General features: G+C 47.1%; 23 protein-coding genes and 1 riboswitch. All 23 genes read right to left on the reverse strand.

What is annotated here, in order from left to right:
* Nucleotides 1-140: 140 nt before the first annotated feature.
* Entirely contained in the window at nt 141-428 is a 288-nt protein-coding gene (gene spoIIID, locus KAI37_RS23700) for a sporulation transcriptional regulator SpoIIID (RefSeq protein WP_007432737.1), read from the reverse strand.
* Between the two features lie 201 nt (nt 429-629).
* Nucleotides 630-1,370 (reverse strand): M23 family metallopeptidase, encoded by a 741-nt coding sequence (locus KAI37_RS23705; protein ID WP_220030333.1) that lies wholly within the window; start codon nt 1,368-1,370, stop codon nt 630-632.
* Nucleotides 1,371-1,440: 70 nt separating this feature from the next.
* Entirely contained in the window at nt 1,441-2,880 is a 1,440-nt protein-coding gene (gene spoIID, locus KAI37_RS23710; RefSeq protein ID WP_220030334.1) for a stage II sporulation protein D, read from the reverse strand.
* A gap of 227 nt (nt 2,881-3,107) precedes the next feature.
* Nucleotides 3,108-4,463 carry a UDP-N-acetylglucosamine 1-carboxyvinyltransferase gene (gene murA, locus KAI37_RS23715; RefSeq protein ID WP_013312320.1) on the reverse strand — a complete coding sequence of 452 codons (1,356 nt, stop codon included), beginning with the start codon at nt 4,461-4,463 and terminating at the stop codon, nt 3,108-3,110.
* A 322-nt stretch (nt 4,464-4,785) separates the two neighbouring features.
* Nucleotides 4,786-5,037 carry a DUF1146 family protein gene (locus KAI37_RS23720; protein WP_013312321.1) on the reverse strand — a complete coding sequence of 84 codons (252 nt, stop codon included), beginning with the start codon at nt 5,035-5,037 and terminating at the stop codon, nt 4,786-4,788.
* A gap of 346 nt (nt 5,038-5,383) precedes the next feature.
* The gene (locus KAI37_RS23725; protein WP_013312322.1) at nt 5,384-5,797 is read right to left on the reverse strand and encodes a F0F1 ATP synthase subunit epsilon; all 414 of its coding nucleotides are present in this window, start codon (nt 5,795-5,797) and stop codon (nt 5,384-5,386) included.
* A gap of 69 nt (nt 5,798-5,866) precedes the next feature.
* Nucleotides 5,867-7,267: a F0F1 ATP synthase subunit beta gene (gene atpD, locus KAI37_RS23730; RefSeq protein ID WP_013312323.1), complete on the reverse strand. Its 1,401-nt coding sequence runs from the start codon at nt 7,265-7,267 to the stop codon at nt 5,867-5,869.
* Nucleotides 7,268-7,388: 121 nt separating this feature from the next.
* Nucleotides 7,389-8,255, reverse strand: a complete 867-nt coding sequence (atpG, locus tag KAI37_RS23735; RefSeq protein WP_071644416.1) for an ATP synthase F1 subunit gamma — start codon at nt 8,253-8,255, stop codon at nt 7,389-7,391.
* A gap of 214 nt (nt 8,256-8,469) precedes the next feature.
* A complete protein-coding gene (gene atpA, locus KAI37_RS23740) occupies nt 8,470-9,984 on the reverse strand; it encodes a F0F1 ATP synthase subunit alpha (RefSeq protein WP_013312325.1) in 1,515 nt (504 codons plus the stop codon).
* Nucleotides 9,985-10,003: 19 nt separating this feature from the next.
* Nucleotides 10,004-10,549, reverse strand: a complete 546-nt coding sequence (locus KAI37_RS23745) for a F0F1 ATP synthase subunit delta (protein ID WP_013312326.1) — start codon at nt 10,547-10,549, stop codon at nt 10,004-10,006.
* Nucleotides 10,546-11,034, reverse strand: coding sequence for a F0F1 ATP synthase subunit B (gene atpF / locus KAI37_RS23750; protein WP_023990709.1), 489 nt, complete (start codon nt 11,032-11,034; stop codon nt 10,546-10,548). Before atpF ends, KAI37_RS23745 begins: the two co-directional genes overlap by 4 nt.
* A gap of 109 nt (nt 11,035-11,143) precedes the next feature.
* A complete protein-coding gene (gene atpE / locus KAI37_RS23755; protein WP_007432750.1) occupies nt 11,144-11,368 on the reverse strand; it encodes a F0F1 ATP synthase subunit C in 225 nt (74 codons plus the stop codon).
* Nucleotides 11,369-11,472: 104 nt separating this feature from the next.
* Nucleotides 11,473-12,297 carry a F0F1 ATP synthase subunit A gene (atpB, locus tag KAI37_RS23760; RefSeq protein WP_028542178.1) on the reverse strand — a complete coding sequence of 275 codons (825 nt, stop codon included), beginning with the start codon at nt 12,295-12,297 and terminating at the stop codon, nt 11,473-11,475.
* A gap of 29 nt (nt 12,298-12,326) precedes the next feature.
* Nucleotides 12,327-12,707 (reverse strand): ATP synthase subunit I, encoded by a 381-nt coding sequence (locus KAI37_RS23765; protein ID WP_013312329.1) that lies wholly within the window; start codon nt 12,705-12,707, stop codon nt 12,327-12,329.
* Nucleotides 12,700-12,954: an AtpZ/AtpI family protein gene (locus KAI37_RS23770; RefSeq protein ID WP_013312330.1), complete on the reverse strand. Its 255-nt coding sequence runs from the start codon at nt 12,952-12,954 to the stop codon at nt 12,700-12,702. Before KAI37_RS23770 ends, KAI37_RS23765 begins: the two co-directional genes overlap by 8 nt.
* Before the next feature lie 171 nt (nt 12,955-13,125).
* Nucleotides 13,126-14,295: a non-hydrolyzing UDP-N-acetylglucosamine 2-epimerase gene (gene wecB, locus KAI37_RS23775; protein WP_013312331.1), complete on the reverse strand. Its 1,170-nt coding sequence runs from the start codon at nt 14,293-14,295 to the stop codon at nt 13,126-13,128.
* Nucleotides 14,296-14,405: 110 nt separating this feature from the next.
* Nucleotides 14,406-15,035 carry a uracil phosphoribosyltransferase gene (gene upp / locus KAI37_RS23780; protein ID WP_013312332.1) on the reverse strand — a complete coding sequence of 210 codons (630 nt, stop codon included), beginning with the start codon at nt 15,033-15,035 and terminating at the stop codon, nt 14,406-14,408.
* 354 nt (nt 15,036-15,389) lie between these two features.
* A complete protein-coding gene (locus tag KAI37_RS23785; RefSeq protein ID WP_220030335.1) occupies nt 15,390-16,655 on the reverse strand; it encodes an ABC transporter substrate-binding protein in 1,266 nt (421 codons plus the stop codon).
* A 15-nt stretch (nt 16,656-16,670) separates the two neighbouring features.
* Entirely contained in the window at nt 16,671-17,507 is an 837-nt protein-coding gene (locus KAI37_RS23790) for a carbohydrate ABC transporter permease (RefSeq protein WP_220030336.1), read from the reverse strand.
* The gene (locus tag KAI37_RS23795; protein ID WP_076294025.1) at nt 17,507-18,388 is read right to left on the reverse strand and encodes a carbohydrate ABC transporter permease; all 882 of its coding nucleotides are present in this window, start codon (nt 18,386-18,388) and stop codon (nt 17,507-17,509) included. Before KAI37_RS23795 ends, KAI37_RS23790 begins: the two co-directional genes overlap by 1 nt.
* 175 nt (nt 18,389-18,563) lie before the next feature.
* Nucleotides 18,564-19,814, reverse strand: a complete 1,251-nt coding sequence (locus KAI37_RS23800) for a serine hydroxymethyltransferase (protein WP_013312336.1) — start codon at nt 19,812-19,814, stop codon at nt 18,564-18,566.
* Between the two features lie 120 nt (nt 19,815-19,934).
* Nucleotides 19,935-20,522, reverse strand: a complete 588-nt coding sequence (locus tag KAI37_RS23805) for a TIGR01440 family protein (protein WP_071643359.1) — start codon at nt 20,520-20,522, stop codon at nt 19,935-19,937.
* A 220-nt stretch (nt 20,523-20,742) separates the two neighbouring features.
* Nucleotides 20,743-20,824: riboswitch (ZMP/ZTP riboswitch) on the reverse strand.
* Between the two features lie 77 nt (nt 20,825-20,901).
* Nucleotides 20,902-21,486: a low molecular weight protein arginine phosphatase gene (locus KAI37_RS23810; protein ID WP_220030337.1), complete on the reverse strand. Its 585-nt coding sequence runs from the start codon at nt 21,484-21,486 to the stop codon at nt 20,902-20,904.
* Nucleotides 21,487-21,513 lie beyond the last annotated feature (27 nt).

Raw genomic sequence — 21,513 nt, forward strand, 5'->3', positions numbered from 1 at the left:
AAGCTAAGATTCGACAAGAAGCGGCAAATATATGTATAAACCTACGGTTACATGTCATTTTTCGTCTTGTACCATCTTTTAACATATCATACTTCAGGGGGTTGATTCAATGGCTTTGCCAGCCAATTCACTATATATTTTTAGGACTTGCCAGAAACGAGAATCTCCCTTCGTTTGCCACTCGTTTTTTTGTACTTAATTTTCGTCGCTTCTCCTCCCCGCAGATGGCGGATGGATTTATGGTATTCGAGAATGTGCTTCACCTGATCGGCAAGATCCGGGTTGATTTCAGGCAGCCGTTCGGTCAGATCTTTATGCACCGTGCTCTTGGAGACACCAAATTCCTTGGCAATCGTACGGACCGTATTCCTTGTTTCCACGATACAGCGACCGATTTTGATGGTCCGTTCCTTGATGTAATCGTGCACGCTCCCGCCTCCCTACTGTGGATAGTTTGGTACATTATATGAGGAGCGTGCCTATATATTCGCGGTTTGGCGGGAAGACATGCTTCGGAAGGCCTATTTATTTGGCAAAAGCAGCTTATGTTTACCTTATGCACAAAAACTACACAAGAAAAAAGCAGGGAATATGGATTCCCCGCTTTGCATGCACAGCCATGACCAAATTTATTTTTTAGGAAGCAGACCTGCTGGATTCACCGGCTTGTCATCCTGATACACTTCAAAATGCAGATGTGTTTTCAAATCCTTTTCAAGCTCGTTACGACCCGCTGAAGCAATCACATCGTTTTGTTTCACTTGATCGCCTTCTTTTACTTTCAGATCACTCAAGCTTTGGTACACCGTTTTGAGATTATTATCATGCGTGATTTCTACGACATTACCTACCAGCGGATGTTGTTCCACACGAGATACTTTGCCACTCAGGGCGGCTCTCACTTCAAACGCCTGATCGTCGGCCCGGGAAAGATCAATTCCAGTGTTAGCGGTAAATGTTTTATCATACTCTACCATAGCTGCCGCCTGCTCATCAGCGGTCGCGTTCTCATCAAAGAACGGCTTTACAACCTGTACTGCGCCAGCATCTGCTACTGGCCATGCGATATTTTCCGACTGGGCAACTACTTCCACGCTTTCTGGCTGTTGTCCGTTAACATCGGTATTCACTGCACTTGTGCTTTGTACCGATGGACTAGCTGGGTCAGGTTTGAAAGTCTTCTGGCTGGCATCCTGATAGACCCACACTAAGGTTAGTATAATGGCTGCTGCGGCAATGTAGGCTGCCGGGTATGCCCACCTTTTGGACAACAGCTTTTTCCACGAAGACGGCCGTGAAGCTCTTCCACCCTGAAAGGTTTTGGGTGTTTCTTCATGATTTTGGTTCTGGTTTTTATTTTGTTCATTCATTTGCTCATCACCTCAGTAACCAGTGTTACCGGGTGCAACTCTTTTATACTTCAAAGTTTCGAAATATTTACTAACTTAGAATACGAGAGGCTTGCGCAAAAGAAATGCCAGTATAATAGTGAAGGAGAATTTGAGTGGCAGTATGACCTTCCTTGGCCATTCCATTGGCTCCCCACTGACTCATACCAACACCATGACCATAACCATAGGTTGTTATAGCAATCAGATCCCCTTCAGCCTTCCACGTAAACTCAGCCGAACGCAGCCCCAGTTTGTTACGGATTTCCGGCCCTGTAAAGATTGAGCCACCAACCTCAATCTTCTTGATGCGATGTCCTTCTGTCTTAGAGAGTATACGAATCTCTGGCATTCTCCCTCCTCCAGTAGAAGCAGCTATCGCAGTACGACTCAACCCCAATCTATCGAACACACTCTGACGACTCAGTGTGACGGTTTCTGTATAACGCGGGGCCAACTGCTTGTCCCACGGACTTGACACACTTCGTAAATAGGGCACTGCCTTCGCCCATACATCCTCTGAATTTTCTGTATAGCCATTGCTAGTAGAAAAAAAAGAGGCCGTAATGGGCTTCCCCTCATATACCATGATCGTATCCTTGGTGTCTCGTACAGCCTGCTGAATTTTAGCCAGCTCTGCTGATTTACCAGAATGCCCCCATTCTCTAGTAAGTTTAGCTTTAGAGATATAAGCCTGATGTTTAACAGTATCCGTCACATCTGCTCCCGCCGGAGCACCGCTGGTGTCATCAGCCAGCAAACGCCGTGCAATGAAGGTACGCGCGGCAATGGCCTGCGCTTTCAGTGCCTCTCCCTCGAAGCTGGGCGGCATTTCGGCGGCTACTACGCCGACAATGTATTGCTCCAGCGGTAACGTCTCCGTGCGACCAGTAGACGTGACGTACACACGAACATCCGGCTCTGCCGCCACTGGCACGCTGCGCGTTGGAGCAGCGGGCACCGCCGGTATCGGCGGGACACCCGGCAGGCGCGTGACGGGTGTCTCGCCCTTTGCCGTTACGCTAGGCGCAGCCGGTGCTGCCGTGCGACTGCTCGGCGGCACCGGCTGCGCCGTCTGGCGAGGCCACGCCATCAGCGCGGGCACAGCCATGGCAAGCACCAGCACCCCTGCCATGGCGGCGAATGGCAGCCATGGGCGGCGATTGCCCCAGCGCGGGGCGCGCCCGGCGGAAGGACGCAGGTGCGGCAGCGGCACCTGCAGCGGACTTGCAGCGCGTGTGTCATGGACCGCTGCTCCAGCAATAGTCAGAGCCGTATCAACGGAGTTCACAGCGGAAGGCATGGCTGTTATACGCCGATTGGGCTTGACGCCACCCGACAATGTACCTCTTGTGTCCGGTTGCTGTTGCATAAGCTTAATCTTCTGTAACGAAGTAGCTATAGAGCCAGAGCCTTCCTCCGCAAGTGAAGCCTGGCGATGTTCCTTAGGATGATGAATGGGTATACGGATGCGAACCTGTGAATCTTTCATAGGCTGAAACCTCCATCAAAGGGCTAAGTGTCCGGCTGGAAGTACAGATATACTCCAGCAGATATTTTCAATCATATGAAGTCGTCCACTTTGATAGAACCGTTTTAAGAGAACTGAAAGAATGAAAAAGACTGACTGCAAACAACAAAAAAACCAAGCCCTTTCGGACTTGGTTCCTTATTGTTCAAGAATATACTTATGCAACATGAAGCTACATACGTTAAAGCTTAGGCGAGGGAAGGCTGGATCTTCTTAAACAAATTCCCCGACGTCTCTTCCGGCATTACGCGCTCTGTACTGGGTGAATGATCCAGTTTGGACTCTTCCACGGTCACTCTGTAAATGTCCGCTCCCAATCCAGTCAGCTTCTCAGCCAAATGAACGTAACCGCGATCGATGTGATGTACGCCGGATACCTCCGTTGTACCTTCCGCAATGAGTCCGGTCAGAATTAACGCAGCACCTGCACGCAAATCTGTAGAGGTTACTTTCGCACCTGTCAGCTTAGCATTACCAGTTACAATGGCGGAACGACCTTCGACCTTAATTTCGGCATTCATGAGATGAAATTCATCCACATGCATGAAACGATTTTCAAACACGGTTTCCGTAATAATGCTCGTTCCTTCAGCGGCAAGTTGAAGTGCCATCATCTGAGACTGCATATCGGTAGGAAAACCAGGATAAGGCAACGTCTTAACATCAACGGCCTTTAACGGCTTATCTGCAATGACACGAATTCCGTTCTCATCAGGTTGAATGGTTACACCCATTTCTTCCATCTTGGAAATAACCGGTCCCAAATGATCGGATATTGCGCCTTCTACATATACGTTCCCGCCTGTGATCGCAGCAGCAACCATATAAGTACCTGCTTCTACCCGGTCGGGAATGACCGTATGTTTTACACCATGCAGCTTCTCAACGCCTTCAATACGAATAACGCCCGTGCCCGCACCGCGTACTTTGGCACCCATTCCATTCAGGAAATTTGCGAGATCAACAATCTCAGGTTCCTTAGCAGCATTCTCGATGGTAGTTACGCCCTCAGCAAGAGTAGCGGCCATCATAATATTCTCGGTTGCTCCTACGCTGGCTACATCCAAATAAACTTTAGCTCCACGCAGACGCCCGTTACTTTTAGCTTCAATAAAACCTTGGCCCAGGCTAATCTCCGCGCCCAATGCCTCAAAACCCTTCAAATGCTGATCAATTGGTCGCGTTCCGATTGCGCATCCGCCTGGAAGCGAGATTCTTGTACGTCCCAAACGTGTAAGCAGCGGCCCCATAACCAAGAATGATGCGCGCATTTTCCTAACCCACTCGTAAGGGGCTTCACAGGAAATTATCTTCCGCGCGTCAACACGAATGACCTCATCTTGGTATGTAACGCCTGCTCCTAAGGACTCCAGCACTTTGTTAATGGTCATCACATCGTCTAGAGGAGGTGCATCAATAATAACACTTTCTCCTTCTTCTCCTAGCAGAGAAGCGGCGATGATCGGCAGAACTGAGTTTTTGGCTCCGCTGACTTTGACACTCCCGGTCAATCTGTTGCCACCGCGGACGATAAATTTGCTCATCTATGGTTCCCTCCGCGCGTCATTTCTCTTTTCCATTCTGAAAAAAAGAACATATTCCGCTATTTTCATGCCTTGCTTTTTCATTACATAAAAAAACAAGGTTTTACTAATACCCTAACTGCCATCATACCACTGATTAAAACAAGTATACAAGCGTTTTTTGTACTTGACGACCATTGTACTCTAACTGATTCAGCCAGCTATACATGTATGGTTCTTTTGTTTACCATTGTTAACAATATGACGCGATGTTATTCGACAATTCCCGCAGAGACACAGTCATAAGGTCATATAACCCGCCCACTTCATGTTAAAACAAATTCTAGAGCATCTGGCTCCAAGAGATGTAGCTCAACAGGAACCCGGAAACCAACTGTCCCAAAATTATAGCAAGAAACAAGTGTAGCAATCTGCCTTGCGGTCCTTTGGGTTGCCGGATTAACAAATCCAGCTTAAAACTCTGTAAAGCCCACCAAGCTAACGCTATACAGATGAGCGACACGATCATGGAGATCAGCGCGGTCATACTCGCCGATTGACTTAGCTGTTCAGCCAATTGCTGTTTCCCGTTCAACCATAATTCCTCCCATCTGCGTCACAGACTTCTTTATAATACTCGGCGAACGCCTAATATGCCAGTGCTATTTCTGTTTTTAGGACATTTATTTCGACAAAATGTGATTAATCACTTCTGTTTCGCGAATTTAAAAGGTACTAAATACCTAGCAGCCGGGCAAGAAATAGGACTGTACATTTGGTAATAACAGCTAAAAAAGGGCCCGATCACAGTGATCGAAGGAAGCAAGGTTCTCCCTCACCTTCTACCGGACATTCTTTGGCAGAAATTATGAAGTGGTCTCCTTGTCGTTCCATCCGTATACTATGCCGAACCCTTTTAAAATTCCACTTAAAATCCAATATTAATTCTTATTGGTTCTGATGCTTGTAGCATTTAAACGGTTAAGCGCCCGTTGCAGAGCTACTTCCGCTCGATGATGATCTATCTGTTCCTGCTTGCTCTGGAGCCGCAGTTCTGCCCGCTCCCTTGCCGCACGGGCACGTTCCACATCAATTTCTTCGGAACGTTCCGCACTCTCAGCCAAAATGACCACTTTATCCTTGCGGACTTCAAGAAAGCCCCCATTGACCGCGATCACTTCGGTTTGACCACCGATTTTAATGCGTATCGGTGCAATCTTCAAGGGAGTGACCAAGGGAAGGTGTCCAGGTAAAATCCCAAGATCGCCTTCCGAGCCGCGAACACTGATGCTGTTTACCTGTTCTGTATAGACCAGGCGCTCCGGCGTCACAATCTCTAGTAAATACGTGCTCACTTGAATCCCTCCTGGAAGCTGTCCGTAGACAGCTCACTTCGTAAGGCTCGGCTATTCTTTGCCTGTTGTTTACAACGTTTTAGCTTTTTCAACTGCTTCTTCGATGGCTCCTACAAAAAGGAAAGCCGCTTCTGGAAGATGGTCATACTTGCCTTCCAAAATTTCTTTGAAGCTTCGTACAGTTTCTTTAACCGGCACATATTTACCCGGGAAGCCGTTAAATGCTTCGGCAACGTGGAAAGGTTGAGAAAGGAAACGCTGGATTTTACGTGCACGTGCCACCAACATTTTATCTTCTTCACTCAGCTCGTCCATACCCAGGATGGCAATGATATCCTGAAGCTCATTGTAGCGAGCCAAAATTTGTTTTACCCCTTGTGCTACATTGTAATGTTCTTCACCCACAACGTCTGGAGCCAAAATACGGGAACTTGATGCGAGTGGATCAACCGCCGGGTAAATACCCATTTCGGAAATTTTACGTTCCAGATTCGTTGTAGCATCCAAATGGGCAAACGTTGTAGCAGGAGCCGGGTCAGTGTAGTCATCCGCAGGCACATAGATCGCCTGAATGGAAGTAACAGAACCTTTTTTAGTAGAAGTAATCCGTTCTTGCAATTGACCCATCTCAGTAGCCAGCGTAGGCTGGTAACCTACTGCTGAAGGCATACGTCCCAACAGGGCTGAAACTTCAGAACCTGCTTGGGTAAAGCGGAAAATGTTATCAATAAAGAGCAACACGTCACGGCCTTCTTGGTCACGGAAATATTCCGCCATCGTCAGACCTGTGAGAGCTACACGCAAACGTGCACCCGGAGGCTCGTTCATTTGTCCGAACACCATCGCTGTTTTGTTGATAACGCCGGAATCTCTCATTTCATGGTACAAGTCATTTCCTTCACGTGTGCGTTCACCTACACCCGCAAATACAGAAATACCACCATGCTCCTGAGCGATATTGTTAATCAATTCTTGAATGGTTACGGTTTTACCTACACCAGCACCACCAAACAATCCGACTTTACCACCCTTAGCATAAGGAGCCAGCAAGTCGATAACTTTAATACCGGTTTCGAGCATCTCTGCTTGAGTTGTCAGCTCATCGAAAGAAGGAGCTTGACGGTGAATCGGATTTCTAGCCGTTTCACTCATATCAGCACCATTATCAATTGGCGTTCCAAGCACGTTAAATACGCGTCCAAGAGTAGCTTCGCCGACAGGTACTGAAATAGGTGCTCCCAGATCTATGGCTTCAGCTCCACGAACCAAGCCATCTGTGGAAGACATGGCAATACAACGCACACGGTTGTCACCTAGATGTTTTGAAGCTTCGAGCGTCAGATCAATTTTGACTCCGCTCTCCAGCACAGTCCCAATATGAATGGCATTCAGGATTTCCGGAAGCTGTCCACGTTCGAACTCAACGTCGACAACCGGACCCATGATGCTCACTACGCGTCCTTTGTTCATCTTTTGGTTTCCCTCCTACAAGCTTGCACAGCCGCAAATCCGAACCACTCTGATTTGTTTTGCGCCCGCAATTTATCATAATAGTGTAGACCCTGCTATAAAACAGTCGCAACAAGCCTGATTAAGACTGAGCGCTTGCCCCTGCAACGATTTCCGTAATTTCCTGGGTAATAGCCGCTTGACGAGCACGGTTATAGGTCAAGGAAAGCTCACCAATTAACTTGGAAGCATTCTTCGTAGCAGATCCCATCGCCGTCATCTTCGCTCCCAGTTCACTAGCTTTACCATCCAGCAAAGCGCCGTAAATGAGCGTTTCCGCGTAACGCGGCAGCAATACTTCCAGCACTCCTTCTGGTGAAGGCTCATACTCATAGTTAATTGAGGATGAAGCTGTAGCTGAATCCAGTGTTGCCATTGGTAACAGACGGTCAACTGTTGGAATTTGAGTCAATGCGTTGACAAAGCGGTTATAGCATAGATAAAGCTCATCAAATTCTTTAAGTTCAAAGCCTTGTACAGCCTTGCTTGCAATTGTTTTGATATCTGCAAAAGCAGGTGTATCCGACAGATCTGTTACCGATTCAGCGATAGGAAATTCACGACGTCTGAAATAATCCCGTCCTTTTCGTCCAATGATGAAAATCACAAATTCATCCTGTGAACGGTGACGTTCAGAAATCGTCTGCGTAACCTGTCGTAAAATATTGGCGTTATAACCACCAGCCAGACCACGATCAGATGTAATGATGAGATAAGCAGTCTTTTTAACCGGACGCGTTTCCAGCATTGGATGCTTGATGTTATTCGCTCCAGAAGCAATGCTACTCACAACTTCCTTAAGCTTTTCCGAGTAAGGACGAGCCGACTCCGCTTTCTCCTGAGCTTTTCTCAGCTTGGATGCAGCGACCATTTCCATCGCTTTCGTGATCTGCTTCGTACTCTGCACACTTTTAATCTGACGTTTAATCTCGCGCATACCTTTTGCCATGATTTCACCACCTTTAAGCTCCAGCAAAGCCAAAGCTAACTTCGTAAGCAATCCCTTAGCTTGGGCCAAGTCCAAGCACTTCGTAAGATTCAAATCCAGCCGGACATATGTTAAAGGGCCTGTTATTGAGGGTAAAACATGCCAAGGAAGCCAAAACCCGGAGGGCACGCTTCCTTAGGACATCTTTCATCATAAACAGACAAATTCCAATGTATTAAACCGACGTGGCGAATGATTTTTTGAATTTCTCGATAGCCGCCTTCAAAGCCGCTTCGTTATCAGCAACCAAGTCTTTCGTGTCGCGGATAGATTGAAGCACGTCCTGATGGTCAGACACCATGAAAGACAGGAAGTCTTTTTCAAAACGTTTTACATCCGCTACAGGGATATCATCAAGGAAGCCTTTTACAGCAGTGTACAAGCTCACTACTTGTTGCTCTACAGCAAGCGGTTGGTTAACACCCTGTTTCAGAATTTCCATCATGCGCGCGCCGCGATCCAGACGGGCTTTTGTGGATTTATCCAAGTCGGACCCGAATTGGGAGAACGCTTGAAGCTCACGATATTGAGCAAGATCCAGACGCAGGGAACCTGCTACCTTTTTCATCGCTTTAATCTGAGCTGAACCACCTACACGAGATACGGAAATACCTACGTTGATCGCCGGACGTTGCCCTGCATAGAACAAGTCAGCTTCCAAGAAGATCTGTCCATCCGTGATGGAAATAACGTTGGTTGGAATATATGCAGAAACGTCGGAAGCCTGTGTCTCGATGAACGGCAATGCGGTAAGTGATCCGCCGCCCAACTCATCATTTAGCTTCGCTGCACGTTCCAGCAAACGAGAGTGAAGATAGAAAACGTCACCCGGATACGCTTCACGACCTGGTGGACGACGAAGCAACAGAGACAGTTCCCGATAAGCTGACGCTTGTTTAGTCAAGTCATCATATACTACAAGGACATGCTCGCCTTTGTACATGAAATACTCACCCATGGCGCAGCCAGAGTAAGGAGCAATGTACAGCAATGGTGATGGTTCGGAAGCAGATGCCGTAACGACAATCGTGTATTCCAGCGCACCGTGACGACGCAATGTTTCAACAACTTGAGCTACCGTGGATTGTTTTTGACCAATAGCGACATAAATACATTTCATGCCGTTACCTTTTTGGTTCAAAATTGCATCGATTGCGATAGAAGTTTTACCTGTTTGACGGTCACCGATGATCAACTCACGTTGACCACGACCAATCGGAACCATCGCATCAATAGCTTTAATCCCCGTCTGCATAGGCTCATGTACCGATTTACGGGCCATAACGCCTGGAGCCTGACTTTCAACTGGACGGAATTCTGTTGTAGCAATCGGCCCTTTACCATCTACTGGTTGTCCCAGTGGGTTAACTACACGTCCGATCAATGCTTCCCCTACAGGGACCTGCATGATCTGACCTGTACGTTTTACTTGACCGCCTTCACGAATGTCGGAGAATTGACCCAAAATAACAACACCGACATTGCTTTCTTCCACGTTGAGCGCCAAGCCCAATACGCCAGTGTCGAATTCAACCAATTCACCGGCCATAACTTTTTCCAGTCCGTAGACGCGGGCAATACCGTCGCCGACTTCAACAACAGTGCCGACTTCAACGACCTCGATATCATTTTTATATTGTTCAATCTGACTTTTAATCAATGAACTGATTTCCTCAGGTTTGATACTCAAGTGTGTTCACCCCTATCTTCTATACTCGTCTGTTAAAGGATTTCTCGAGACGATCCAGCTTGCCGGCCAGACTGCCGTCGTACAGTGTATCGCCGATAACCACTTTCAATCCGCCTAGTAGACTCGGGTCCACTATATTTTCTACACGGATTGTTTTATGTTCACGGGCTCCGAATTCCTCGGCTACCGCTGTTTTTTCCTGATCACTTAAAGCATAAGTCGAATACACCTTTGCATGAGCAATTCCCAGCTTGTATTCCTGAATATCGAGGTATCCGGCAAGGAGAGATTCAAACAAATCTGCTCTACTACGCTGAATCAACAGCTTGATCGTGTTAATTAGCGAGGCAGAAAGCTTGCCTTCAAAACTGTTAGCCAGAACTTGAAGCTTGACCGCTTCCGTAATGTTAGGAGAATTAATGAATTTACGGATTTCAGCATCCCCCGATACAGCCTCTACAAAAGCACGTAGCTCCTGCTCGGTTTCCATAATGGTCTGTTCCTGCTCTGCCACTTCAAACAAAGCTTTCGCATACCGTTTGGCTACTACCGTATCCCGGCTCATGCTTTGCCTCCTACCTCTTTAAGGTATTGGTCGACAAGCTCTCCCTGGACTTGGTCTTCCTTGATTTCCTTTTGAATCAGTTTGGAAGCAATTTGTACCGAAGCTTTACCCACTTCGCTGCGCAGTTCGGCAACCGCCTTATTACGCTCGCTTGTGATTTCACGAACAGCTTCGTCTTTCAGGCGGACAGCTTCGTCTTTAGCCTGAACAATAATTTGCTCCGCTTGTTTGTTACCTGTTTGTTTTGACTGCTCAATAATGTCGTACGCTTCCTTACGTGCCTGCTGGAGAGCCTGCTTTTGCTCCTCAACATAAGCAGCAGCCTGTTCACGCGTCTGTGCCGCTTCATTCATTTGCTGTAATACAAGCTGACGCCGCTTCTCCATAACGGAAAAGAGAGGGCCGAATGCATAACGCGTCAGTAACCAGTACAAGATCAAAAATGCAATGATTGTGAAAACGATACTTGTCCAATTTAAACTCAATTGAAGTCACTCCTTTCCGGTGAACGTCGGTTCTGGATCTTTCATGTTCAAACGAACAAAGAAGGCGCGGATGGCTGTGCCTTCCCCGCCAAACCTTGCTTCCATTCAATTAAGCACCTGCGTAGAAAATGAATGCCAGAACGACCCCGATGATTGGCAGGGCTTCGACCAGACCTACACCGATAAACATTACCGTTTGCAACGTTGCTTTTGCTTCAGGCTGACGAGCGATACCTTCAACTGTTTTACTTACGATCAGACCGTTACCGATACCTGCGCCCAAAGCGCCCAAACCTACTGCGATTGCAGCTGCGATATATGCCCAAACTCCCATTTTAAAAATCCTCCTTAGTGATGTGTATTTATATTGTACATGTATTTGCAGTTAAGAGCGAAGCGTACTCCTGAACTTAACTAAAAACCGGAAAACGAGCTTGTCTAATGCTCTTCTTCATGCGTGTCAATGGACTGCGAAATGTATACAAACGTCAGAATCGTGAAGACGAACGCTTGAATACTGCCGACAAAGATACTAAATCCTTGCCAAACAACGAGTCCCAATACGGAAGCAATCCAGCCTCCTACACCAAGTGCTGTCAATTTCAGCAGAACACTGATCAAAACCTCGCCGGCAAAAATATTACCGAATAGACGCATACCATGTGTCAACAGTTTTGAGAACTGCTCAATCAAGTTAATTGGCAAAAAGAATGGAAATGGCTGAACGTAATGCTTGAAGTAAGCTTTGGTATTACGGAAGATCCCCAGGAAATGAACCAAGACAAAGATCATCAATGCCAGTCCAATCGATACCCCTGCATCTGCGGTAGGTGATTTCCACCAGCTGATGCCTACATGGGCAGCTTCGCCCGGGTGAGACGCCTGTGCTTGTTCTAATGCTTCTTTGACTGGAATGATTTCATGTCCAAATACTTGGGCACTTTGCGCATTATCGAATTCGGTCACAATCCCGAACGGTAAGCCCAGCATATTCCCCACGAAGATGAACATAATCAGCGTCATCCCCAAGGAGAGGAATGGCTTCCCTTTTTTCAAATCCATCGTGCTGGTAATCAGTCCTTGAACGAATTCTACGACCCATTCCATAAAATTTTGCAGTTTGCTTGGATTGTCCACAGACAAATTGCGCGTTGCAGCAAATGCCAGTCCAAATACAATCGCGCAGGTCACAATCAGCATAATAATGACGGACAAGTCAATGTTAAACCCGCCCAATTGGATAATCGGTGATTCATGCAACATGTTTTCTCACCCCTTTCTCAGTTGAGCTATCATTTTTCCTGAAGCGCGAATATGATGCCTATAATTAACAGAAGAAATTGCCCAGTCACCAGGCTTGCCATTACAGCGATCTCATGGAAATAGGCCGGAAATTCTATCGCCAGCACTACTGCCAAAATTGAGGTCCCTAATCGAACGCCAAAGCCAATACCAAACACTCTCTTCTTTCTTTCACCGGCGGCCGCACTCGCAACCTGTCGAATTTTGTAGGCCATATACAGCACATTTAGACAGCTTACTCCCGTTCCCAGAATGATTCCGTGAGCAATGTCACGGTGTTGGGGCATGAAGGCGGAGACCAGGAAACACAGAGCCATAATACCAAGCGCTACGATCCATAACATTTTTTGCATACGGGTCATCTCATTCATGGTTATCCCTCAGTACCTTTCCGATCACAAGGGCAATACTTAACGCGCCTACAACCAAGCCTGCGAGAACGCTTACGCCAATCCAAATTCCGGAGCCACCAAGTTTGGCATCAATCCATTTTCCGGCATAGAAACCACCCAGTGTGCATATCGCCAAATCAATGCCGATCGCGCTCACCAGTCCTATAGCCTTGAAGGCATTTCCGGTGTTATTTCGGTTGTTGTTTTGCTTGGAAGGTTTGACCACTTTTCCATGTCACCCCTGCAATTCCAGTCCATTTTACTTAAATATAAGATGCTTTGTCAATTGAGATATTTTAGCGCCCTAAAGTATAAAATCAAACGACAAAGCATCTTAAATTGCTGTATCCCTTGGTAACCGTACAGTTTAACTGTATGCTTGCCTTGTAAAGAATAATTATATCGGACGAACACCTTTTGTGAACATTGTGTGAAATTCTTCAGGACGTTCGGATTGAACACCATAATGGTGCAAAATCGCATTGACAATTCTTACTGATGCTTGTCCATCGCCGTAAGGATTCGCTGCCTGACTCATAGAATCGTACAACGCGGAATCTGTCAAAAGTGCCTTGGTCCGATTGTACACATTCTCTTCGCTCGTACCCACCAGTTCCAAGGTGCCCGCTTCAATTCCTTCCGGTCTTTCAGTCGTATCACGTAGCACTAGAACAGGCACTCCGAACGAAGGTGCTTCTTCCTGAAGCCCACCGGAATCCGTAAGGATCAGATGTGTATGCGGATAAAAATTGTGCAGATCTACGACATCCAGCGGATCAATCAGCTTAATACGCGGATGGTTACCTAAAATCTCAAATGCAGGTTCCTTCACAGCCGGACTCGGATGAACCGGATAAACAATAGCGATATCCTCAAACTCATCCGCAATTCGCTTAACCGCATTAAAAATCTGACGATGTGGTTCCCCTTGGGATTCCCGGCGATGTGCTGTCATGAGAATCAAGCGTTTGCCCTGAGCCCATTCCAGTACGGGGTGCTCGTAATCCTGGCGAACCGTATATTGAAATACGTCAGTTACTGTATTGCCTGTAACATATATTCGCGATTCAGGCTTGTTTTCCTTCCGTAAATTTCCAGCCGATAAAGAAGTAGGCGAGAAATGCAGATCAGACAGCACGCCTGTGAGCTGACGGTTCATTTCTTCAGGATATGGAGAAAGCTTGTTCCACGTCCGCAAACCCGCTTCCACATGCCCTACTTCAATCTGCTGCATAAAGGCTGCATAGCTGGCGAGGAAAGTGGTCAGCGTATCGCCGTGAACCAACACGATATCGGGCTTGGCCTCACGCAATACAGGCTCCAGACCTTGAAGTACCCGTATGGAGATTTCATTCAGGGTCTGGCGATCCTTCATTACGTCCAGATCATAGTCAGGGTGAATATTGAAAACTTCTAGAACCTGATCAAGCATCTGGCGATGTTGAGCCGTAACGCATACCACGGACTCGATATGCTCTGGGTGACGCTGAAGCTCCAAAATAAGAGGAGCCATCTTAATCGCTTCCGGACGCACACCAAAAATTGTCATCACTTTGATTTTGGACATTCTCTGTTGAACCCCTTTTCATAATAAATGTCCGCTTCACAGATCTTCCATTATTCAGAAAAACGACCTGTCATAACGTCCATAGATTTTGCCGAACCGCCAAAGGCAGTCTACTTGGTTCCGTACAAGCGGTCTCCCGCGTCACCAAGACCCGGAATGATGTATCCGTGATCATCCAGACGCTCGTCCAGAGCAGCGACATAGATATCTACATCAGGATGCGCATCCTGCACAGCTTTGACTCCTTCAGGAGCAGCAATCAGATTCATCATTTTAATTTGAGTGCAGCCTCTCTTTTTCAACACATCAATCGCCGCAATTGCCGAGCCACCCGTTGCAAGCATCGGATCAATCACGATCAATTCGCGTTCAGTTACATCTGTAGGCAGCTTCGTATAGTATTCTACGGGTTGCAGCGTCTCAGGATCGCGGAACAGTCCCACATGGCCTACCTTTGCTGCCGGCAGCAGCTTTACTACGCCATCCAGCATACCCAAGCCTGCACGCAGAATCGGAATAAGACCCAGCATACGACCCGAAATCACTTTACCTTCTGTCTCAGCAACCGGTGTCTGCACCGTAATGCTTTCCAGCGGGATATCCCGTGTAATTTCATAAGCCATCAATGTTGCTACTTCATCCACCAGCTCGCGGAAATCCTTGGTGTTGGTCCGCACATCGCGGATAAATGTAAGTTTGTGTTGGATCAAAGGGTGATCGCAAACCACCAGTTTCGCCATAATATATTCCCTCCGGTATTATCGTCACGTTCTTTCGCGCCAGCATATCGAACTATCCTGAGTCGAAAGGATCTATGTAACCTATTTGTACAAACCAAATAAGCACAGATGCAATGCGTGCCTGTAAATCCTGTTTATTATAACATTCCCTTGATTGATTTAACACCTGCCACCACAACCTTTTGTCAAGGGAAAGATATGACATGTAAAATACTTAATAGGACCGTTTCAGGTGTGACTTTTGTCACATAAAAAACACATCAAAAAGGCCCTGACGGCACTTGACCGTCAAAGCCAGTGGACTTTAAGCTTCCTGCCCGAGCTATAGCCTTTGCATTCTCTTGCATCATTCTTTTATCTATACTTCAAATTGTCCCATGCTTCCTGAAATTGCTGAAGCATTTCATCCTTCGTGATCACCCCTGCGATATAGGCTTGCATACTACTGCTTAAATCCTGATTCAGTCCCTTCGGGAAGCGTTGGAAGTTCCAGCTCCATATCTTGCCTTCCCTCACGTACCGAGATATTTCTGCACCTAGATCGCCTGTCGTCTCGTCACTGGACGTGATACTTTTGAAGGCGGGAACAAACTTAAATTCCTTGGTGATATAATGCTTGCCTGTTTCTGATGTGACCAACCAATTGAGAAATTCTTTTGCCTCCTGCTTCACAGGCGAATTTTTGTTGACCACCCAGTTCGAGGCTACTCCCACAGCAAGTCTACCTCCTGTGGAGGGATCATTGTCTATAGGCGCAGGCAGAATACCCAAATTCAAGTTAGAATTAATTCCATCCATTTGCGGTTGCGTCCAGTTCCCCTGGTGCATCATAGCAGCCTTACCTGTCGAAAATAGTGTCACTTGTGTATTGTAATCCGTCGTGAGCGGATTGCGGTTCCCATATTTTATAGTTAGGTCAAGCAACTTCACCCACTGATGGAACACGGGGTTACCGGGGATGCGAGCCGTTCCTTTGTTTAAATCCGTAACATAACTTTCCGGGTTCGGCTGTCTGGCAAACGGGATATTGATAAAATGGTTCCCCAGAACCCACCATTCCGCATACCCGTTAGCAAAAGGTATAATCCCTGCCACTTTCAGTCGCTTAGCTGCTTCCTCCAGTTCATCTATCGTCTGAGGCAGTTTGGTTATGCCCGCTTTTTTGAACAAATCCTTGTTATAAACAAAACCAAATCCTTCTAGGTTCATAGGCTGTCCATAAATCTTACCGTTAACCGTCATCGGCTTACGAGCGAAATCGTCCAGAACCTTCACCCATGGCTGATCCGACAAATCCTCCAAGTACTCCAACCACGTATCGCGGTCCTGGTAGCCCTCATTTGTAAAAATGTCCGGCTGATCGCCTGATGCGAATTTAGCCTTCAACGAAGCACCATAGTCCGTACCACCACCGACAGATTGGATATCCAGCTTGATGCCTGGGTGCGTTTTTTCATATTCTGCCTTCAGCTTATTTAGCGGTTCCGAAATCTCTACTTTGAATTGATAAATGTGTATTGTTTTCGTCTCACTCTGTTTAGCCTTCGTATTTCCACAACCTGCAAGTGTACATGCGAGCAGCACCATCAAGGAGATGACAAGTAACGCTGTTTTTTTCATCGGTTATCCCTCCCTTCAGCCTTTGACCGCACCGGCTGCAATGCCAGAAACGATGTATTTTTGCATCACCAGAAAAAACACAACAACTGGCGTGATCCCCAACACCAGTGCTGGCAACGCCAAGTCCCATTGCTTGGTGTACTGACCAAACAACATATAGGTTGCAATCGGAATGGTGCGCAGCTCAGGATCATTCAAAATGAGCGAAGGCAATAGGTAGTCATTCCAGATCCATAAGGTATTCAAAATAAGTACAGTTACGAACATAGGCAGCAGCAGTGGACAAACGATGCGAAAGAACACCCCGTACCGGGATGAACCGTCCACCCTTGCTGCCTGCTCGATCTCAATAGGTACCGTTTTAATAAAGCCATGAAAAAGAAAAACGGATAAAGGCGCTCCAAAACCCAGATAACATAAGATCAGTCCCGGTATACTGTTGTTCAAGCTCAATACGTTGGACACTTCCATAAGCGGCAACATAATCGATTGAAAGGGAACTACCATCGCAGCCACAAGCAAACCGAATAGGAACCGATTAAAAAGAGTGTCATGCCGAACCATCTGGTAAGCGGCCATCGAGCTGATTAGAAGCAAAAGCGCATTACAGACGATCGTGACAATCAGTGAATTCCCCAGTGCTGTGGGAAAGTTTATTTTATTCCAGGCATTAGCATAGTTTTCAAAACGGAAGGTTGTCGGCCACGAAGCGGAATGGGCCAAAATGTCGCCAAAGGATTTAACGGAGTTTACGAGCAAAAAATAGAACGGAACCAGAAAGATTAACCCGATCACAATAAGCAATATTTCAGCAACCCATGTGCCCAAGCGATAGTTTGACGTTTTTCCCATTACATTTCGACCTCCTTTTTCTTCGTGAGACGCACCTGAATGCTGGTAATGATCGCAACGACCACAAAGAAAATCATAGCTTTGGCAGTCCCTAATCCAAGTCGATTATTTGTAAACGCTTCATTATATATGTCCAACGCTACAGACTCTGTCGACTTGAAAGGTCCCCCCTTCGTGAGAGCCAAATTCAACTCAAATACTTTAAAGGACCAGGATATCGCCAGGAACAAGCAGACAGTCACCGCTGGCATAATAAGTGGCACTACGATATGACGCAAAATCTGTCTTCGGCTCGCACCGTCGATTTGGGCCGATTCAATAAGGGCATGCGGGACATTATTTAACGAGGATATGTAAATAACCATGAGATAACCTGCATATTGCCACACAAACACTATGACAGTTCCCCAAAAAGCAGTTGGCCCATCACCCAGCCACGGCAGTTTAAAAAAGGAAAGCCCTGTTGCCTCCCCTACTGCAGAAAAGCCCCGTACAAATATAAATTGCCAGATAAAGCCGAGCAGCAAGCCGCCAATCATATTGGGCATAAAAAATACAGTTCGCAGTGCATTACGGGTACGCAACGGTTTGGTAAGTGCATAGGCTAGGAAAAAACCAATCAGGTTCGTCAGAATGACACCACATACGGTAAACCGGACCGTAAACCAGAACGCATTACGGAAATCTGGATCATCCCTAAAAATATGAACGTAATTCCCTAGCCCGAGCCATCGAATATTTTCAGATACTCCATCCCAGTTCGTCATGGAATAATACAACCCCAGCAGGAACGGAATGACCATAATCAAGACGAAAAACAACGCCATCGGTCCTACAAATACGATTTGCTGCAATAATTGCGCGGATTTTCTTTGACTCAATGCAATCACTCCTTTGTCGTAGATCATGAAGGAACGCGCGCCATAAACCCTTACTGTAATCGCTTATTACCCAAAAATGTAAGTTTCGAGTCGTTCGGAAGCAAAAAAAGGCTGTTCTCCTCCGGCTTAAGGAAGGAAAACAGCCTATAACATAAAGATTATGAATGTCGATGAATTAGTATTGAGTTCCTGGATAAATTGGGAACTTATCTGTCAACTCGCCAACCGCTTGGCTTGCTTTGGACAATACAGTATCATCTTTCGGGTTTTTAAGGGTTTCGGCAATGATTTTACCGATTTTGACCATAGCCTCTTCATCCATACCACGAGATGTTGCAGCAGGTGTACCAATACGAATTCCGCTTGTTACGAATGGACTGGTCGGGTCAAAAGGAATCGCGTTTTTATTGACTGTGATGCCCACGGAATCCAATACATGCTCCGCTTCTTTACCTGTGATATTCAAATTGCGCGTATCCAACAGCATCAGATGGTTATCCGTACCACCAGATACAATGTTAATCCCCTCAGCCAGCAGTGTTTCAGCCAGCACCTGTGCGTTGCGAACTACGTTTTGCGCATAGGTTTTGAACGATGGCTGGAGCGCTTCACCCAAAGCAACCGCTTTGGACGCGATCACATGCATCAGTGGCCCCCCTTGAGTACCAGGGAAAATAGCTTTATCAATCGCTTGCGCCCATGCTTTACGAGTCAGAATCAGACCCCCACGCGGACCACGTAGCGTTTTGTGTGTCGTTGTTGTTACAAATTGGGCATGCGGAACTGGACTTGGGTGAATTCCCGCTGCCACAAGACCTGCGATATGTGCCATATCCACCATGAACAAAGCACCTACATCATTGGCAATGGAAGCAAAAGCTTCAAAATCAATAGTACGCGGATATGCACTCGCGCCAGCTACAATTAGACGAGGGCGGTGCTTAAAGGCTGCCTTGCGCACTTCATCGTAGTCGATGCGGAAGTTGTCTTCGCGCACACCATAGGCAGCAAAGTTATACAACAAGCCGGAGGCGTTTACCGGACTTCCGTGTGTTAAATGACCACCATGCGCCAGATTCATACCCAGTACAGTATCTCCAGGTTTGAGAGCTGCCAGATACACCGCCATATTGGCTTGTGCTCCAGAGTGAGGCTGCACGTTAGCATGCTCGGCGCCGAACAGTTCTTTCGCGCGGTCACGTGCGATGTCTTCAACGATATCTACATGCTCACAGCCACCATAGTAGCGCTTGTTCGGATAACCTTCAGCATATTTATTCGTCAGCACGGAGCCCATGGCTTCCATTACTGCTTCACTGACAATGTTCTCGGATGCGATTAGCTCGATATTGTGGCGTTGCCGTTTCAGTTCAAGTCCCATTGCTTCCATCACTGCCGGGTCACTTTTACGCAGGTGTTCCATCATGATTGATTACTCCCTCTCCATAGTCAATTGTTGGGTATACAAGCAAACGCCTGTTCCTCTGTTGGGTACCTCATCATCAATGCAAAAAAGATTAGTACAAACATGCCGCCATGCCAAATGCTAATCGCAGTTTCCGCCGACTTCTTGCTCCAGACTGTACACCGCCCGTTGTCCGCCAATAAGTGGAGGACGGGTGAACGCTGCTGTCACACGTGCTTCGCCAATCCAGCGAAGGCTTGGGCGAAACGGAACGGCAATGGGGCGCAGATGCATGCCAATCAGCGTTTCGCCGATGTCTATCCCGGCATGAGCCTGCACGTTCGCCGCCAAACACGCGTCGATCATAGAACGATAGGCGACGGTAGCCATAGAGCCTCCTGCTGTACGAACAGGAACAGCTGCAACCTCCATCAGTCCCAATCGCTCCAGCACAGCCCGTTCAACGACCAGCGCTCGATTCAAATGCTCACAGCATTGAAACGCCACATCAAAGCCATACTCCCTGCGAACGGACTCTACTCCAGACAACAGTTGCTGAGCCACATCGAGCGCTCCCGCCGTACCAATCCGACTTCCAGCCACTTCACTTGTGCTAACGCCAATAACCAGCAGGCGACCAGCCTTGAGACTGGCTGCTTCTGCGATTTCCCGCACGACAGAAGTGGTCTGTGCTTCCAGCGGAATCTCATGATCTAATTGTTCCACCATTGGAACCTCCTTTGGTTGAACAGCCTCTCAGAGACTAGGCACGGTCTCATGCCCCAAGTTCAACACACTCTCTCCTGATCACAATCTGACTATATTATAGCCGATGTTTCAGATTTCGAGCAGAAAAAATGGAAGAACCTTTAATGGAATCAACTCTCAGCTAAAAATCTGGCATAACTTGTATATGAAAAAAAGAGCAGTCCACACCTATGTGGAATTGCTCTTTTGCCCAGGCGACCGGCCGTATATCCGATGCTCCATCGTGGTTAATCCCACTTTTGTCGCCAGTCACATCGGATTCTCATTTTTCCACCTTATCTTAACGGATTAACCGCCGAAAATCAACAGATTCCGTACAAACAGATGAGTAATACCAATTTTATTCGGAAGAAGCCTTTAGCTTGTCCAGCAGCTTATGCAGCGCCGTACGGATTTCCGCAGCTGTGACATCGTAATCTTCCCGCGAACCGCCAAACGGATCAGAAATATCAAAGCCCGGAATCCGTTGGTGTAATTCAATCATTCGTTCACGCTCCTGCGCCGATAGCTCTTGTCCGAGTGAAGCCATCAACTGCTGTGAAGCATATAAACCATCCAACTCCTGTACATCATTCAACACCGCATCCCGGTTCTCCACATATTCCTTAAGCGTAAATACTTTGCCCGCCGTTTGGGGAAAGCGCTGAATTACGTGCTGTTTATGTCCTTGCGTCAAGGTTAAGATCAGATGCGCCCACCCGGCAAGCTCGTCGCTCAAAGGGGTGGAAGTGATCTGATCGGATATATCATGATCACGTAGAACCGCCTCTGCATGTCGGGATAACGGCGTGCCTTCCATCGCGGCTACTCCCGCAGAACGCACTTCCAGTTCTAGCCCATGCTCAGCAGCCAACTTACGCAGCATCCCTTCAGCCATTGGACTGCGACAGGTATTCCCTGTGCATACGAATAAGATATTCTTCAACGTTTTCACCCCCCGTATGTTAAAAAA

The sequence above is a fragment of the Paenibacillus sp. S25 genome (genome assembly GCF_019454085.1).
Classification (GTDB): Bacteria; Bacillota; Bacilli; order Paenibacillales; family Paenibacillaceae; genus Paenibacillus; species Paenibacillus polymyxa_B.

Coding starts and splice junctions, on each gene's coding strand:
- KAI37_RS23705 (WP_220030333.1), bottom strand. CDS start 1,370: ATGAATGAACAAAATAAAAACCAGAACCAAAATCATGAAGAAACACCC.
- spoIID (WP_220030334.1), bottom strand. CDS start 2,880: ATGAAAGATTCACAGGTTCGCATCCGTATACCCATTCATCATCCTAAG.
- murA (WP_013312320.1), bottom strand. CDS start 4,463: ATGAGCAAATTTATCGTCCGCGGTGGCAACAGATTGACCGGGAGTGTC.
- atpD (WP_013312323.1), bottom strand. CDS start 7,267: ATGAACAAAGGACGCGTAGTGAGCATCATGGGTCCGGTTGTCGACGTT.
- atpG (WP_071644416.1), bottom strand. CDS start 8,255: ATGGCAAAAGGTATGCGCGAGATTAAACGTCAGATTAAAAGTGTGCAG.
- KAI37_RS23745 (WP_013312326.1), bottom strand. CDS start 10,549: ATGAGCCGGGATACGGTAGTAGCCAAACGGTATGCGAAAGCTTTGTTT.
- atpE (WP_007432750.1), bottom strand. CDS start 11,368: ATGGGAGTTTGGGCATATATCGCAGCTGCAATCGCAGTAGGTTTGGGC.
- atpB (WP_028542178.1), bottom strand. CDS start 12,297: ATGTTGCATGAATCACCGATTATCCAATTGGGCGGGTTTAACATTGAC.
- KAI37_RS23765 (WP_013312329.1), bottom strand. CDS start 12,707: ATGAATGAGATGACCCGTATGCAAAAAATGTTATGGATCGTAGCGCTT.
- wecB (WP_013312331.1), bottom strand. CDS start 14,295: ATGTCCAAAATCAAAGTGATGACAATTTTTGGTGTGCGTCCGGAAGCG.
- upp (WP_013312332.1), bottom strand. CDS start 15,035: ATGGCGAAACTGGTGGTTTGCGATCACCCTTTGATCCAACACAAACTT.
- KAI37_RS23785 (WP_220030335.1), bottom strand. CDS start 16,655: ATGAAAAAAACAGCGTTACTTGTCATCTCCTTGATGGTGCTGCTCGCA.
- KAI37_RS23790 (WP_220030336.1), bottom strand. CDS start 17,507: ATGGGAAAAACGTCAAACTATCGCTTGGGCACATGGGTTGCTGAAATA.
- KAI37_RS23800 (WP_013312336.1), bottom strand. CDS start 19,814: ATGATGGAACACCTGCGTAAAAGTGACCCGGCAGTGATGGAAGCAATG.
- KAI37_RS23805 (WP_071643359.1), bottom strand. CDS start 20,522: ATGGTGGAACAATTAGATCATGAGATTCCGCTGGAAGCACAGACCACT.